The sequence below is a fragment of the Nostoc sp. genome, from assembly GCF_036916655.1.
In the GTDB taxonomy this organism is placed as follows: Bacteria; Cyanobacteriota; Cyanobacteriia; order Cyanobacteriales; family Nostocaceae; genus Nostoc.
This window is the reverse complement of sequence record NZ_JBALFY010000046.1, coordinates 66,258-82,020: the sequence shown is the minus strand read 5'-3', so window position 1 is coordinate 82,020 and position 15,763 is coordinate 66,258. Positions and strand designations below refer to the sequence as shown.

General features: G+C 40.5%; 17 protein-coding genes. 5 read left to right on the top strand and 12 right to left on the bottom strand.

The window, feature by feature from the left end; translation table 11 throughout:
• Nucleotides 1-52 precede the first annotated feature (52 nt).
• The 3 genes from V7L31_RS12395 to V7L31_RS12385 all read right to left on the bottom strand — a co-directional run bounded on the left by V7L31_RS12395 (nt 53) and on the right by V7L31_RS12385 (nt 2,836).
• Nucleotides 53-811: a TVP38/TMEM64 family protein gene (locus tag V7L31_RS12395; RefSeq protein ID WP_334696496.1), complete on the bottom strand. Its 759-nt coding sequence runs from the start codon at nt 809-811 to the stop codon at nt 53-55.
• Nucleotides 812-1,300: 489 nt separating this feature from the next.
• Nucleotides 1,301-2,023: a carbonic anhydrase gene (locus tag V7L31_RS12390; RefSeq protein ID WP_334696495.1), complete on the bottom strand. Its 723-nt coding sequence runs from the start codon at nt 2,021-2,023 to the stop codon at nt 1,301-1,303.
• Between the two features lie 576 nt (nt 2,024-2,599).
• Complete coding sequence (locus V7L31_RS12385; RefSeq protein WP_334696494.1) at nt 2,600-2,836, bottom strand: hypothetical protein; 237 nt, start codon at nt 2,834-2,836, stop codon at nt 2,600-2,602.
• A 190-nt stretch (nt 2,837-3,026) separates the two neighbouring features.
• Here V7L31_RS12385 and V7L31_RS12380 point away from each other — a divergent pair, with 190 nt between their 5' ends.
• Nucleotides 3,027-3,395: a Dethiobiotin synthetase gene (locus V7L31_RS12380; RefSeq protein ID WP_069070526.1), complete on the top strand. Its 369-nt coding sequence runs from the start codon at nt 3,027-3,029 to the stop codon at nt 3,393-3,395.
• 81 nt (nt 3,396-3,476) lie between these two features.
• On the opposite strand, the gene V7L31_RS12375 is transcribed toward V7L31_RS12380, so the two are convergent.
• Entirely contained in the window at nt 3,477-4,088 is a 612-nt protein-coding gene (locus V7L31_RS12375; RefSeq protein ID WP_334696518.1) for a hypothetical protein, read from the bottom strand.
• Between the two features lie 313 nt (nt 4,089-4,401).
• On the opposite strand from V7L31_RS12375, the gene V7L31_RS12370 reads away from it, so the two are divergent.
• Nucleotides 4,402-5,205, top strand: a complete 804-nt coding sequence (locus V7L31_RS12370; RefSeq protein WP_334696493.1) for a hypothetical protein — start codon at nt 4,402-4,404, stop codon at nt 5,203-5,205.
• A gap of 264 nt (nt 5,206-5,469) precedes the next feature.
• Here the strand turns inward: V7L31_RS12370 and V7L31_RS12365 are convergent, their stop codons facing one another.
• The 5 genes from V7L31_RS12365 to V7L31_RS12345 all read right to left on the bottom strand — a co-directional run bounded on the left by V7L31_RS12365 (nt 5,470) and on the right by V7L31_RS12345 (nt 8,684).
• Complete coding sequence (locus V7L31_RS12365; protein WP_334696492.1) at nt 5,470-5,916, bottom strand: HNH endonuclease; 447 nt, start codon at nt 5,914-5,916, stop codon at nt 5,470-5,472.
• Nucleotides 5,906-6,166, bottom strand: coding sequence for a hypothetical protein (locus tag V7L31_RS12360; RefSeq protein WP_334696491.1), 261 nt, complete (start codon nt 6,164-6,166; stop codon nt 5,906-5,908). The genes V7L31_RS12365 and V7L31_RS12360 overlap by 11 nt, the downstream gene beginning before the upstream one ends.
• 73 nt (nt 6,167-6,239) lie before the next feature.
• Nucleotides 6,240-7,262, bottom strand: coding sequence for a zinc-dependent alcohol dehydrogenase (locus tag V7L31_RS12355; RefSeq protein ID WP_334696490.1), 1,023 nt, complete (start codon nt 7,260-7,262; stop codon nt 6,240-6,242).
• A gap of 108 nt (nt 7,263-7,370) precedes the next feature.
• The gene (locus V7L31_RS12350; protein WP_334696489.1) at nt 7,371-7,556 is read right to left on the bottom strand and encodes a hypothetical protein; all 186 of its coding nucleotides are present in this window, start codon (nt 7,554-7,556) and stop codon (nt 7,371-7,373) included.
• Between the two features lie 57 nt (nt 7,557-7,613).
• Nucleotides 7,614-8,684: a glycosyltransferase family 4 protein gene (locus V7L31_RS12345; RefSeq protein ID WP_334696488.1), complete on the bottom strand. Its 1,071-nt coding sequence runs from the start codon at nt 8,682-8,684 to the stop codon at nt 7,614-7,616.
• 456 nt (nt 8,685-9,140) lie between these two features.
• Here V7L31_RS12345 and xth point away from each other — a divergent pair, with 456 nt between their 5' ends.
• Nucleotides 9,141-9,923, top strand: coding sequence for an exodeoxyribonuclease III (gene xth, locus V7L31_RS12340; RefSeq protein WP_334696487.1), 783 nt, complete (start codon nt 9,141-9,143; stop codon nt 9,921-9,923).
• Between the two features lie 248 nt (nt 9,924-10,171).
• Here the strand turns inward: xth and V7L31_RS12335 are convergent, their stop codons facing one another.
• The 3 genes from V7L31_RS12335 to V7L31_RS12325 all read right to left on the bottom strand — a co-directional run bounded on the left by V7L31_RS12335 (nt 10,172) and on the right by V7L31_RS12325 (nt 13,297).
• Nucleotides 10,172-11,260, bottom strand: coding sequence for a T3SS effector HopA1 family protein (locus tag V7L31_RS12335; protein WP_334696486.1), 1,089 nt, complete (start codon nt 11,258-11,260; stop codon nt 10,172-10,174).
• A 92-nt stretch (nt 11,261-11,352) separates the two neighbouring features.
• Nucleotides 11,353-12,612 carry a phosphotransferase family protein gene (locus V7L31_RS12330; protein ID WP_334696485.1) on the bottom strand — a complete coding sequence of 420 codons (1,260 nt, stop codon included), beginning with the start codon at nt 12,610-12,612 and terminating at the stop codon, nt 11,353-11,355.
• A gap of 508 nt (nt 12,613-13,120) precedes the next feature.
• Nucleotides 13,121-13,297, bottom strand: a complete 177-nt coding sequence (locus V7L31_RS12325; RefSeq protein WP_334696484.1) for a hypothetical protein — start codon at nt 13,295-13,297, stop codon at nt 13,121-13,123.
• A 526-nt stretch (nt 13,298-13,823) separates the two neighbouring features.
• Between V7L31_RS12325 and V7L31_RS12320 the strand changes: the two genes are divergently transcribed.
• Both V7L31_RS12320 and V7L31_RS12315 read left to right on the top strand, forming a co-directional pair.
• Nucleotides 13,824-14,465, top strand: coding sequence for a hypothetical protein (locus V7L31_RS12320; RefSeq protein WP_334696483.1), 642 nt, complete (start codon nt 13,824-13,826; stop codon nt 14,463-14,465).
• Nucleotides 14,466-14,475: 10 nt separating this feature from the next.
• Nucleotides 14,476-15,282: a pentapeptide repeat-containing protein gene (locus V7L31_RS12315; protein ID WP_334696482.1), complete on the top strand. Its 807-nt coding sequence runs from the start codon at nt 14,476-14,478 to the stop codon at nt 15,280-15,282.
• Nucleotides 15,283-15,763 lie beyond the last annotated feature (481 nt).

Sequence of the window (15,763 nt, the reverse complement as noted above, 5' to 3'; positions counted from 1 at the left end):
TATTAATACACTGAAGCTAAAAAAATTCTGCAATTTTCTGACATCAATACTTTTAGATATCTGAATTATTGTTAGTTTTTTCATGAATGGTTATTTCTTCTATTGCCACACTTTGAACTAATTCTTTCTGAGCAACTTTTGTGATATACATAGTTACCGCAACGGTAGCAACCAACCCAACCACTCGCATTATCCATTGCCAGACTTGAGTTTCTGGAGCAATTGCTTGATGCGAGGTGTCAATCATGGCAAGATTACCAGCTAAAGAACCAATATAAACATACATTACAGTGCCGGGAATAATACCGAAGGAACCTAATATATAGTCTTTAAGAGAAACCTGTGTTACTCCAAAAGCATAATTTAATAAATTGAAGGGAAAGACGGGTGAGAGACGAGTTAGCAAAACAATTTTCCATCCTTCTTTAGCAACTGCCAAATCAATCGCTTTAAATTTAGGATGTTTATCCATTTGTCGAGAAACCCAATCCCGCGACAGATAGCGTCCAATAATAAAAGCCAAAGTTGCTCCAATTGTTGCAGCAATTAGCACATATACTGAACCCCAAAATACTCCAAACAGACAACCAGCTTTGAGAGTTAGGAGCGAACCTGGTATAAACAGTAATGTTGCTAAGTTGAAAATGACTATGTAGGCAATAGGCCCGAAAGCACCAAGACGGTGAACCCAAATAACTAATATCTGTAAAAGCCCCTGAAAGTTTAACTGTTTAGCAGCAATTATCAGAGTAACAATGAGGCAACTTAAGAGTAGTAGTTTGAGCTTGGATTTTAATATATGCGTTCTCATTTTTATAAGTTTTATGTTCAGAATCTCAAGCTTCGTGTTTATAATGTTAACACCTTAAACCCAATGCTACTAAGATATACTACTTACAGCTATTTTCAGGTAGATAGACCACGCGCTAGGGGCACAGCATTGCTGTGCCCCTACAACAGATGTGGTTCAAATACATGAAAACTGCTGTAAATAAGAAATAGATGAGAGAATATTTAAAAATTACTTGACTGTAATTTCAGTGGGCTAATTATCCCATTTAGTGATTGTTAAATATCAGACTAAATATTGATTAAAAGCCAATATAAAATTGTTTATTTTTCTACAATCAATCTAACTTCTAATCAATAATTCCTGGCTAAAAAAATTTATAAAAGGTTTGATATTAACTATTTTTATAAATTAAATAATGATTGTAATCAATTTTAAAGATTATCAATTAAAATATTTTATCCCAAGAATTTTTATAAAATTATTAAACTCCTAAAAGATGTGAAAGATTCAAGTAATAATATTGACTTTTCCAGTGTCAATATCGTAACAAGCACCAACAACTTTTAGTTTACCTTCACGGAGAAATTTAGCTAAAATAGTTGAGCTTTCCTGCAATTTTTCAGTTTGATACTGAATGTTGGCTATAACCACATCCTGCATATTATCACCTGTGCGGAACTTTACCCTTTCTACAGATGGTTTGATACCCTCAATAATTAAACCAATTCTGCCAGGAAGTGGTTCGTTTTTGATTGCTTCTGCTACCGCACCGCATCTTCGATGACCCAAAACCACAATCAACTGAGAACCCAATACTGCTGTAGAATATTCCAGACTACCTATCACCGTGTCACTAACGACATTACCAGCAACTCGCACGACAAACAAATCTCCAAGTCCTTGATCGAAGACGATTTCCGCAGGTACTCTAGAATCTGCACAGCCCAATATGGCAGCAAAGGGATACTGAGCTTTAGCAACTAATCGTAGACGTTCTAGTGATTGATCGGGATATTGACGTTTTTGCTGAATAAATCTTTGATTACCATCCAGTAAGCGTCTGACAGCTTCATCTGGACTGATTTGATTAGGGTTAACTGGGTGAATATCAGCAACAGCAGTTTGCTCTAAGTTCCAAAAGCTATCACCAAAACTAGTAGCTGCAATACCTAGCACACTGGCGAATTTTAAGAAATCACGTCGCCCTAAAAATCCATTAATTCGACTCATCAATCTACCTGACAACAACAAAGCTGTTCCCAAGAAGATATCAGGCTTAAGCAAGATATAAGAGTACCTTCTTACACGATTTAATAGTTATTTAATCTTCAAATTAGAGCAACATTTAAAACCTATACAGCGCTTCCGGCTATTATGCAATACAGTTTTTCTCCTCGTCCTCTCCTATCAAAGCTTTTAGATTTGAGAATGTACCTCATAGCTGCTGTAAGTGCTGTATCTATACAGAAAGATGCCTGGGCAAACTATTACCGAAGAAGAATTCAGCAATTCCTGAGCCAGAATCCAGAATAGATTCTGTGCGACTGGATGGAGAATCGAGGTTTAAAGCCCCCGATTTTAAGACGCTCTCTAGAGACGCTGCGCGTAGCTTGCTTCTCTGTAAGAGTACTCCTATGATGTTGGTGTTTATCAATATGCACTGAGCCTTTGGGATCTGAGTGGGGTGTTAGATCGTTTTGCAGTAGATGGGCGATCGCAGTGAGAAATTTTAAGCGATCGCTCACTGACAACTTGTATATTTTACTTTTTTAAATCGGACAATCTCATAATTTTTATAACTACACATCAGAGTATTTCAGAAATGGCAAACTCATCATTGATAGAAGCAGTTCCTATTTGAATCTTTGGTTCACTAATCCTGACTTCCAGTTGTTCTTCTGGATTGTTGACATCAACTAATTTATCTTTTACATACTCATTTTCTCGGATTTGTCGAACAATACTTTCTAACAGCCAAAGTTGTTCTTCTACAGACAAGGCAAGGATAGAGCGCTCAATTTCTAGTAAATTCGGTGAGATCATTTTGCTTTTGATTCCTAGTAAGGTGTATTTTTTAAAGATTTTATCCTAGAACATCGCAAATACTCCATCATTTTCCCCACGCCTATCTTTTCACAAATTACAAGAGATTGCTATAAATAACCAGAAAACAATTTCATGACTTTTTAATTAAGTATTCCTGCTGAAGTAAAATGTAAGGTAAACTGGCTACATGAATTACGAAACAGCTAGGAAACTCCTCATAGATCAGACAATCACAACCGAGGAAAACCCAGATGCGCTGTTAACGCGTATGAAACAGGGCAAACCGCCGGTACCCGGTCAGATCACCTCGATTTTGTTGGCGTTGAAAGTGGTGTTTGAAGCCCTCAAAGATGCAAAGAGCCTAGACCGAGAATTGGCTTTGGCCCTTTATCAGTTAAGCATTAAGGCGCAACAGCTATTTGGCGCAGGGCGTAAAGCCGGAGTTGATTGGCCGCCACTGCTGAAGGAAGATTTACTACGAATTTCCTTAGCATCTGAAAGTATCTTTTCGGGCACATGGCAAACTCTAGCTCAGATGGAGTTGGGGAAGTTGTAGAACGCGATTCAGTAATCTTTCAACGAGAAGGGATGAGGGAGATGAAGGGGAGAAGGGGAATAACCAATGCCCAATGCCCCATTAACGAATTTGCAGTTCCTTTTCTAATTTGTCTAGGTCAGTTTTGAGCAAAACTGTCATTTGGCCAGTAAAAGCTTTGCCAGCCTTGGGTTGAGCGATTTCTACCCAATATACATAGCGATCGCCTACTCGTAATTCTCCCTTTAAAGCTTCCCGAATCGGAGTTTTGGCTAGACGTGCCGAATTAACTACCTTTTGGCTGGGATATTGATACACGACTTGGGCGCGATCGTAGTCTTGATAAATCTCTAAGCCATAAATCACCCGCAAGGATTCTTGAAGGCGCTCAAATGTCATGCCGTTAATGGCATCATACATAGCAATGCGCTCACTGCGAATTGTGGCTCGGTCTTTAGAAAATTCCACCCTACCGGGAGGCAATACCGACGCTTGAAAAGTGAATCTTTGGGCGGCTGTATCAGTTTTTTGCACAAATAATTTTTCCCCACTCCTGGGACGGAGTGTAGGATGTGCTTTAATCCAGGTGCCCACTTCCTCTGTACTTTGCCCTGGTAAAGCATTAGCTTGGGAATCAAAAAGCATTCCTACGCACAGCCAAGGCACTAGAGAAAAAGGCAAAATTAAATAGTTAAGCAGAGATTTTTTGAGCATTTTGCTGTTCGGGACTTTCATGGAAATTTCCCCATTCGGGAGTAATCATAGTCTTCCCGTTTTTCAGCAAGATTATTTCAATAGGTCAACCCAACTTCAGATATCAGGGATATTACTTATCAACGCTCTATCAGAGAAAAAGCTAGTTTTTAGGACTTGTGTGTACACCATAGCTTTGCAAGAGGGATGTGTAGAAAATCTTGTCTTTTAATGTTTGAGATATTTATTTTTTGGGAACCATACATAGAGTGATAGTAAAATTATCGGACTATCTAACAGCAAGTGACATTTAAATATCCAAATATATCCAGATATGAAAAAAACAATTATACAGATATCTGCTTTTAGCTTTTGGTTTATTTATACCGCTTTTGTCGGTAAGGTAATACTCCATTATCTCCTAAATCTAGAATTTATTCCGGCAAGTATCTGTTATATATTTATTATCGTACTACCATTTATTTTATTCTTTGAGATATTTGTAAAGATACTATTGCTCTCAAATATTTCTAGAAAATTAAAAATTGTACCAGCACAGTCAGAATCTCTATCTCAAATAGATATTAAGACTTTCAACTACTACACGAATACTTTAGAGTCGCTCGGTTTTACTAGAATTAGTGACTTAGAACTGTCAGAATCTTCCCTTACTGTCGCTAGAAATTTTTCCCATCCAAAACATTTTTGTTTTGCAGAAGTCATACAAACACCTGGACGTTCATTAGTCTTTTGTGCTATTAACAGTGCTTTAGAGCAAGAATGGTCAGTTAGTTTTAAAGATAATTCTCCTAATCAGGCTATTGTCTATGCTTTTTTACGCCGCCCAAGGAGGATAACTGTTGTTCAACAGGGAGTAACTCCTGAAGAACTATTGCGATCGCATTTAAAATTTCGGCAGAAAATAATGCGTGACTTGAATTTACAGTTATTACCGGATATTTCTATAGAAGCTTATTTTGATCAATCACAAAGAGCGAGAACACGTCTGAGAAAAGCACTATGGCGCAAAAGTGTGATCGTGGGATTGCTAGAAATGAATATTTTTGCCTTCAAATCTGAGGTTCAAAAATCTGAATGGCTGGGAGATTATGCCCGTTTAACAGCTAAAAAAGGCTAATGTTAGTAATTCGACAGAGATTTTCTCATCTATAAACTGTAAACTGCTTTCAACCCCAAATCTTCTTCGATAATCTAGATGAATGTAAGTTATGGAGAATTTTACGATTCACTAGGTAGAAGCTTAAAGTACTACAATTAAACTACTTTAATCTCATTAAACTCCTGTTCTAAACTTTTAACGATCGCAGTTTGGTCGTTAGCATGCTTGAGGTTATTGGTGAAGCAATGTTTCCAGTATCTCATGCGATCGCTAGTTCAAGCATCAAAGACGAGGATCGTCTACAGGTGGATGCCAGCCTCCTTGTATCCATAACTGCCTAGATTCTTGGATAAATCCTTGGTTGTGAAATTCATCATTAATATCTAGTCGATGACAAGTTGCTCGACCTGTAGCACTTTTGCCAACGATCTTTAGTCCATCGCCTGTCCAGATGAAGTGATCTACCCACCGTTGCTGACGAGGATTGAATAAGGCGACTTCTTGCTGAGTTTGAGGATCAACGCCAGTTGTGAAGTTGTAACGACGCTCATTACAGCGACGACAAGCTAGAGCTAAGTTGTCATCTACATCTGAGCCGCCTAATGATTGTGGAACAAGATGATCGATTGTGAAGCGATCTGAACTGGAGCGTTCTGGAGAGTGGCAATATTCACACAGATATTTAGCTCTTTCACGCACAAACTGCCGAGTGCTATCTTTAACACCCACGACTGGCAATCAGTTTAGCGTTAACAAAAGTTAGAATGCGCTCTAGTTCAGCAATTCCAGCATATTCTGCTTCTTCTTCAGGAGTCAGCAATCCAGCTTTTCGTTTCTCAAGCAATTCTTCTAGACGAGTATGTAACTCATCTGTGAACTTAGCAAGGTTAACATTATCAACTTTCTCAATGGTGATGCCAGAGCGGAGCCATGATGAGGGTTCAATCATCAATACTGGGGTAATGACTTGAGGAGTCATAGTACTTTAGCCTAAGTCTGTGATGCCTATATCTAGTTATTGTAGTGTGCCCTGGGAAGTGGCTACCAAAATACTAAGGAATCATCGCTACCTTAATCACCTTTCGCGCCTTCATATCAGAAAACACCTGTTCTAAATCTTTTAATGGCCGCTGTTCACTAATAAGTAACTCAAAGGGAATTTTACGACTAGCTATAAGTGATAAAGCGGATCGCACATACTCTGGTGTATTATGAAACACGCCTTTGATGGTAAGTTCGCTATAGTGTAGCTGTTCTGTATTCACAGTGATGCTAGTATCTCGTGGACATCCACCGAATAAGTTGACTGTTGCACCAGGACGGGCGCAGGCGATCGCACTTTCCCAAACACTTGGTACACCAGTGGCTTCAATTACCACATCTGCGCCCCATCCTTGAGTAAGTTCTTTCACCACACTGGGAATATCCGGGATTTGATGATAATTAAAGGTCTGGGCTGCACCCAATTTCTGACCAATTTCTAATCTGTGGTTATTACCTCCCCATAGTAAAACCTCAGCTTTCTCACTCAACACCGCCACAAACATCAGCCCAATTGCTCCATCTCCCAAGACGACTACTTTATCTTTGGGCTTAATATCAGAACGCGCTACACCATGCAATACACAAGCTAAAGGTTCCGTCATCGCTGCCAATTCCCACGGCAACTTATCGGGAATGTGCAATAAATTATGCTCTACTATCGGTGCGGGAATTTTCAGGTATTGGGCAAAAGTACCATTATTCCATGTCAAATTTGGACATAAGGAATATTCTTGACGTTGACAAAAAAAGCATTTCGTGCATGGGGCGGAATTGTTGGCGACAATGCGATCGCCTACTTGCCAATTTGTCACCCCTGCACCCAAGGCAACAATTCGCCCAGCACCTTCATGACCAAACAGTGTTGGCGGTATCAGCATTTTGGCATGACCACCACGCCGCCAGACTTTCAAATCTGTACCACAAGTTGTTGCTGCCCCCACCTGGATTACAACTTCGCCAGCCGCCGGAATGGGATCGGGAACTTGCTCTAGGCGTAAATCTTCTTGACCATGAAGTAATGCTGCTAACAAAACTTTAAAACCTATCAATTAGCTCCATCTGATTTTACCAGTTGAAGTTAGTTGATAGGTCTAAACAAAATCAGTATTGATTTTTAGTAAGTTTTATATGTTGAAAAACTAGGTATTCACCGCTGGCTGGGGAACCACTCCGGTGTTCCGGGTTTCCACATTAGGTAAGCGAATAGCATTTAATAGCGGTACTTCTTGTCGGCACGACAGGCAAAACCAATATAGTTCACCATGACGGGCATGACGCAGGAGGGAACCACCGCAGCATGGGCAGGTGTTGGCTCTCGTACTCATACCAAATATCCTCCTTAAAAAAAATTGTTGTTTTAAGCTCAGTAAAAAAGCAGTTAATTAAAAATGGATGTTAGCTGCATGAATGCGACCATTCGATTCTATGCGGTCTTTAATAATTTGTCTGTAAACAGCTTCATATCCGTTAACCATTTGGCTAACGCTAAAGTTATTTTCCACATATTTTCGACAGGTTTGACGATTGAGTTCCAAAGCTAGTGGAATCATTGCGGCCATTTCTGCGTAGTTATTGCAGATAAAACCTGTTTTCCCGTGGGCAATAACTTCAGGTACCGAACCTAAATTCATCGCAATAACTGGTGTACCAGTTGCCATTGATTCAATCATTACTAAACCAAAAGGTTCTTGCCAGTTAATGGGGAAAAGAGTCACAGCAGCATTGCCCAGAAGTTCAGTTTTTTCGGCGTGATTAATTTCGCCGAGATATTCAATTTGCTGACCATCTATATGGGTAGCAATCTCTTGTTCAAAAAACTCTGAGTGTATTGCATCAACCTTTCCTGCCATCTTCAAGCGCCAACCACTTTGTTTAGCAATGGCGATCGCATGTTGCGGCCCTTTATCTGGCGAAAAACGCCCTAAAAATGCCAAATATGGAGTTTCTGACGGTTGGGCTACGAATGGGTAATCTGTTAGTTCAATTCCGTTATAAACTGTGGCAACATAATTGAGATCGATTTGACGCTGCGAGTTACTAATGCTGATATAAGGTTGCTTTTGGTGGTAGCTAAATGCGTGACGGTTGTCAGTTGTAAAATTATTGTGCAGGGTGTGAACTGTAGAAGTTGTTGTTATCAAACTCGCTAAAGGTAATGCCGAAATCCCTACATGAGAATGGATAATATCGAATTGGGCAGCACGTTGGTAAACTTGGCTTAGTTCTAGCATTTCGTACACTGCATACTCTTTCACATTTGGGTCTAAGCGTAATGCACGTGGATAGACTGCTTCTAAATAAGCCAAAGTTTGAGAATCGCCAGAGGCAAATAACGTTACCTCATGACCACGACGAACAAGTTCATCAGTTAAGCGACTCACTACCAGTTCTATTCCTCCATAATTAGGAGGTGGAACCCTTTCCCATAAGGGGGCAACTTGAGCGATTTTCATAAGTTTTTTTGGTTCAGTCTATGAAATTTACCTCAATAATGAGCTACATCATTATTTTATGAGGCCAGAGCATTTCTACTTACTCTTTTGACATTTAAATTAACCTAAAAGGCTAACAAAAGGCCAATAAAGATTAATCGCACCGCACATTTACTTCCGTCAAATCTAATGGGCTATCGGCAAAAGTCAACTCTGACCTACACTTCTAACCTATAACTAATCTATTACTTGTTGCATCTGTCCTGGGGATCATAATGAGGTAGAATATTTTGTAGTGGAACTTACAAAATTGAATATTTTGTAGCGGAAAATACTAAAATATTCAATGGGATCAAATCATTAAAGCTTGGTTTAAAGGTAATTGGTAAAAGGAAGAAAAATTATAAATATTAAGTAATTGTACAATAATTACATAATTTGTAATTAGTAATTTACAAAAATTCTGATAATTAACTAATGAAAATCGCTACTTGGAACGTCAACTCAATTCGCACTCGCCTTGAACAGGTTATCGATTGGTTAACCCTGAATCCTGTTGATGTTCTCTGCTTGCAAGAAACTAAAGTTGTGGAAGCTGAATTTCCGCGATCGCCTTTTGAGGAGTTAGGCTATAACCTTTATATATCAGGACAAAAATCTTATAACGGCGTAGCCCTGATTAGCCGCCAGCCACTTGTAGATGTCAGCAGCGGATTTCGGGCGATTTTGCCAGATTTACATCATGAATGGGACGAGCAAAAGCGCGTGATTACAGGTGTAATTGATGGTGTTCGCGTTGTGAACTTATATGTTCCCAATGGTGCAGCGGTAGGAACCGAGAAATATGAATACAAACTCCGCTGGTTGACAGCGCTACACGAGTATTTACGATTGCTGGTGTTGTCAGAATCCGCAATTTGTGTTTGCGGCGACTTCAACATTGCCCTAGAAGACAAGGATATTCACGAGCAAGTGAGTACAGAAAATCACATCATGGCAACAGAAACAGAGCGTCAAGCCTTACGGGACATTTTGGCGCTGGGATTTGCCGATGCTTTTCGCAAATTCAACACAGAAGGCGGAAATTATAGTTGGTGGGATTATCGCTCTGCCGCTTTTCGTCGTAACTTAGGTTGGCGAATTGACCATCAATATCTGACACCTGTGCTATATGAACGCGCTAAAAGTTGCATTATTGATGTCGCGCCAAGAAAGTTAACTCAACCTAGCGACCATGTGCCGGTAATTGTGGAATTTTAAATTGGGGATTGGGGACTGGGGACTGTAGCGGTTCTCGTTTGGATGCAATACACAATAGGGCACAGTAATGCTAATTGGTGTCAACTTAAGCTGAAACTCCTTTAAAACCTCGTTTCCAGCCGGAGGCTGGAAATGCAACTCAAAAGCGGCTCTGCCGCGAGTTCGAGAGGCGGAGCCTCAAAGACAAGCATTCCCAGTCGGAGACTGGGAACGAGGCAAACGGATTGGTGAAGTCAAACCAATCCCCATCAATTTAAGGGCCTATATATATCCTCAGAATTGGGATTGAGATAAGGACGCTGCAAATCTATTAGATGCCGCGCAAAATGTTGGTCAATAACCCTCATCCGTTCCTCCATCGCGTTTTTGCCTTTTTGCCAAGCTTCCAACAAGGCATTTGCAACAATTTGGCAACGGTTCATTCCAAAACTTTCTTGTGCTGCAAATTTTTGGGTTGGTTCTTCGGCTAAACCTAACCCTGGGGCTAAAAATTTGGTAAACAAAGGAATTTCGGGCTGGAAATGGGATTGATTTTCGATATAAACAGCCTGAAGGATTGTACGGATTGCTGGATAGTCGGGGAGTTCAAAGTAAAGTAGTCCCGAATCATAGCGTCCGTATGCAGAGGGGTTGTGGAGAACCTGAAAGCTAAAGGGAATCGAGGCTGCGTTTAATTGCAGTGTCAAGCTTTCCATGAGAGCGATCGCACCAGATGGCGTAAAGTTAAAGTAGATTCGCCCTGCTCCTAAATCGGCATCTGGGTTACTTTGCCGTTCCTGTCCAACATTGCTAACTGCTAAGTAACAGCCGTTTTGCAGTCGATTTTTGGGCATCCAGATTGCTACCATGTCACCCACTCTGGTAGATTTCTTACTGGATTTTAGATGGCAATCTGGCTCAACATAAAGTGTTAAACCGCCTTTAGTCACCGCCATAGTTCCATCAGGTTCTTTTCGCAACACCTGCCATTGAGGGTCGAAGTAACCTATGCCGTGGTTACTGGCGTGCAGTTGCTCATAAAAGTCCCAATCAATCTCTAAAATGGAATTGTCTGCTAAATTATGCTTTGGTGGGTGATTAGTACTATCAGTATTGACGGCTAAAGTACTTTGTAGGGAGCCATTGTAATAGATGCCATAGAGAAAATTTCTTAGCAACAAAGAGAGATACTTCTGTTGTAAATCTACGGAATTTTGCTGAAATCTATCGGCTATTTTAGTCGGCAGAGCAAATGGCTGATAATTGGGATGATAAATACAAAAGTTAGACTCAATCTGAATATTCTGAGCAATATCAAATAGAGAATTTAGCGATTGATTGATAGAAGAATTTAGCATTATCCATTCAGAAATCAAAATTAAAAAAATATAATTCAGGAGTCAGTAATCAGAATTATGTGTTCTTCTTGAAAATATTCTGCTCACTACTACTAACAACCACGCAACCGAGTTTTTTCGTAATAAATACGAAGTAACTGCTGTTCCCTTACAGGCTGAGGAAATTTATGGATTTTTGCCACAGGATTCAGAATTTCTGACTCTGATATCCCAAAAATGGTTAGTATCGCTTGCTCTGGCATTGTCAGTAAACTTTTTGCTACTTGCAGCATACAGAGTTCAGCATTATTAAAGTATTTATGGCACGTAATTGTATCCTGAATTTGATGAATCAGTGCCAGCCCCGTAAACTGGATAACACGCAAAATAAAGTCACTGCGGTATTCCAAAATCATCGGGAAAGCATTCACATAAGCTCTAATTAGGGCAATCAGTGAAGGTTGTAAAATCTCTAACGGTGTCAACGCCAAATGTAGAGATTCTTCTAACTCAATGGTGGGGTCTACTACCAGACTCTTGAGCCAAATTCTTAAGTAGCTTGCTAGTAAAGTTCCTAAATCAAAGGCTGGGTCTCCCCAAGAACAAGCTTCCCAGTCAATTAGTCGTACTAGGCAATTGTCTAGTTGTTCCCACCTAGAATGAACTAAAATATTGTTCAATTTCAGGTCGTTGTGAGTCAAACAAGAAGGATTCCAGCTATATGCTAAATCAGCGATCGCAGATTCCAAACTCTCGTACTGTTGATAGAGAACATAGAATTTCAGTGCATCCGTGGGAACACTCCCAAAAATCTCCGGCCCCATTGACCCTAACCCTTGCGCCGGATTGTAAAAACCATAGCGAAACTCTCCTTGAGGAGCAGTTGCCATAAAATTCTGATATTCTCGGCGGTTGTAGGTGGCGCGATGCAGTCCCGCTAAAGTAGTGCCGATGGCAGAAGCAATTTCTTGTGGAAAAATCTCATTGTTGTGGTACAATGTCGCAAGTTCCACATATTCACTCAAGTAACTGCGGACAAGAATAGAATTTTCTTCGTCAAAATGCACTACCAATGGCGCGTTGTTTACCGCCGTAGGCATTGCTGAAGTGTTACCTAAAACTGGAAACTGTTGGAGCAACTGGTGAAATAGCCACTCCTGAAACAATTCATGAGGCGCGGCGTCATTGTTGTTAACGTTACGTTCTTGTTTCAGAAGCAGTTGGCGATTATCTGCTAAAGTCACCAGTATATTGAAATTGTTCTTACTACTTCCTGGCAACTCAGATTTATCTGATACGTCATCTTCTGAGCTACACAAACCAGCGTCTTGTAGATACTGGATAACGTTATGAGAAGACAGTGATAATACCATGTATTATTTCCTACTTCGTTAAATTACTTAAACTTATCTGTGTCAAATTTGCTTGGTCTTAACAGTTTTCAGTAGATAGGAATTAGTGCAAACAGGCAGATGTGAATAAAAATAAAGATTCGTACAATCTACTAATATCCCATATTTGGGAGAGAAACCTGCCAAAATGGCACCAAGTTCTTTGCAATTCTTTTAAAATTTGCTCCAAGATACCGTCACATCTTTACACTTTATCGAACAGAATTCAGGAGTCAGGAGTCAGGAGTCAGGAGTCAGAATTTAGAATGAATTCTGTGCGAGTGGCGGATAGCGCAGCGTAAAGCCTTCGGCATGGCTTCGCTTAGAGCGAGTCCGCGAGCGTCTGAATAATTGGGTTTAAGACCCCCACCAAATTTTCAATTTGGTGGGCAACAAGAAAGTCGCGGGTATGAATCCCCGACTGATTGATTCTGACTCCTGAATTCTGACTTCTGAATTCTTCTTCAACAGCATAGTTACTTAGATACATCTAAAGTAAGTTTTGTGGTAGAGCTTTTTGATGTAGCCCCATCTCCTTTTTGCGTGGCAAAGAAGCATCCCCAGCAAAAAACTGATGTTCAGTAGTCATCCTGAAAGCAGTGAAGAATCTCAATAATCCTTCGCGGTAAGAAGCATGACATTCAATGCTATTACTTTTATTTATCATCAGGAAGCCAAAAAAACCGGAGTTTTTCGGTAATTAGTAATTATTTTTTGATTTAATTTTCATAATTTATGCCTGAAAGCCTTATTTTTACGTTATTTTCGTCACCTACAAATTGTAGATGACTAGGGGCGATCGCAAACAAAGGCTACATGAGCGCTTCTTATGTAACTGCACTCTTGTCAGGGTTGAAACTCTAATATACGCTACGGATCTCGAAATAAATCCTTGCAGTTCCGGTTGGGAGATGTTGCAGAAATATTTGGGGTAAAACTGGGGTAATCTAAAAAGGTTAAGGTGTTTACAAAGCAGCTGTGTTCAACAAAAATTATGTCGTCCGATCAAAGTAGATTTTATCCCACGACGACGATGGTCTTCTAAACAAGCATTGGCTCCTATAATTGCAATTTGACACACAGGTGTAGATCCGTTTAACGGATTTTGCGCTCTTTTATACCCTCTATTGTCAAGTTAGGCGTTTAATCCTGCATATAAATAACTTTTACCCTCACGACTGGAGAGCAAAATCTTGGGCATAGAATTACGCAGTTTCGTATTTCTCGACAACCTGCAACCTCAACATGCAGCATATATGGGAACAGTAGCCCAAGGCTTCTTACCATTACCAGGAGATACATCACTGTGGATTGAAATCTCTCCTGGTATCGAAATTAATAAGATTACGGATATAGCCCTGAAATCTGCCTCTGTCCGTCCGGGAGTACAGGTAGTTGAACGACTATACGGACTATTAGAAGTTCATTCTAGCTCTCAAGGCGAAACGCGAGCTGCTGGTCAAGCAATTCTGGCGTTCTTGGGAGTCCGAAGAGAGGAATGTCTCAAACCGCGTGTTATTTCTAGTCAGATTATCCGCAACATCGATGCTTATCAAACACAACTGATTAATCGCACGCGTCGGGGACAGATGCTACTAGCAGGACAAACACTATATGTATTAGAAGTGGAACCTGCTGCTTATGCCGCATTGGCTGCCAATGAAGCGGAGAAAGCCGCGAGGATTAACATTCTTGAAGTTCAAGCTGTAGGTAGTTTTGGACGGCTTTACTTAGGTGGACAAGAACAGGATATTCTAGCAGGTGCGGCAGGAGCGTTAACGGCTATCGAAAATGTCGCTGGGCGGGTAAATTCTTTGGGTGGGCGTCAGGAGTAAAAAAGAGAACATGGCAAATCGAGAGCATCTAACTTTACTCAAAGCAGGTGCAGTGACATGGATTGAGTGGAGAAAGAAAAATCCCCAAATTGAACCAGACCTCAGCGCCGCAAATCTGCAAGGCGATAACCTTAGAGGTGCAAACCTCCAGGGAGTAAACTTGAGGAGGGTAGATTTGGGTAATGCTTTACTCGTGCGAGCAAACCTCAGTGGTGCTGACCTCAGTAGTGCCAACCTCTACAAAGCCTTCCTGAATGAAGCTAACCTGAGTACGGCTAACTTTAGTGTTGCTAATTTGAGTGGTGCTATACTCAGATATGCAGATTTAAGTCATGCTAATCTGATTGGAGCAGACTTGAGTGGGGTTGATCTTAGAGGCGCTGCGATCGCATCTGCTAATCTCATTGGCACTGATTTAACAGGCGCTAACTTGAGAGATGCCGATTTAGGTGCAGCAAAATTGATGCGGACTAACCTCTCTTTCGCTAACCTCATCGAAGCTAACTTGATTGACGCTGACCTCAGCGAAGCAAGTTTGTACGAAGCAGAAATGTTGGGAGCTTATCTTTACAAAGCTGACTTTTACAAAGCTAATCTGAACAAGGCTCACCTAACTGGTGCCTACCTATTGCGTGCTAACTTCGGTGAAGCTGACTTGAGTCAAGCTAATTTGAGTTGGACTAACCTCAGGGGTGCGAATTTGGCAGGAGCAAATCTTAGAGGAGCTAACCTCAGAGGAGCCGACCTTAGGGGAGCTAACCTCAGCAGCGTCAATCTTCAAGAAGCAATTATGCCTGACGCTTCAAAGCACAATTAGTTTACAAGAAAAAATAATTGACTAGGACTTACGCACTGTACAAATGCGTCGTGATGTGAATTACCTAAAATAGGAAGTTTTCAGGCTTTATTAATGTTCTTAGACTACATCTTTTGCTTACTTTTTGCTTAAGTTGACACCAATGAGCAATGCTGTGCCCTTACGAAAGATATGGTTAAAAACCTTATTCATATTTGGCATTTCTTGTCAATGCGTAAGTCCTATTGACGTTTAGATTTATTTTTGGAAATTTAGACTAAGCTGTTGGACATTTAATTTGCATATTACCTGGCATTAAAACTCTTGTGGGGTCGGCATCTTGCCCGCCCTAGTTATGCAAATTAAAAGTACATTAGCTTAGTACAGCACGGCGGAAATAAACAGACCATTTCAAATGGTGCAAGAACTTGGAACACAATTCCTTTGACTTTTGACCTCCGTCTTGCGGTATTAGTCTGTAGATAATCTTAGAGGATGTTTG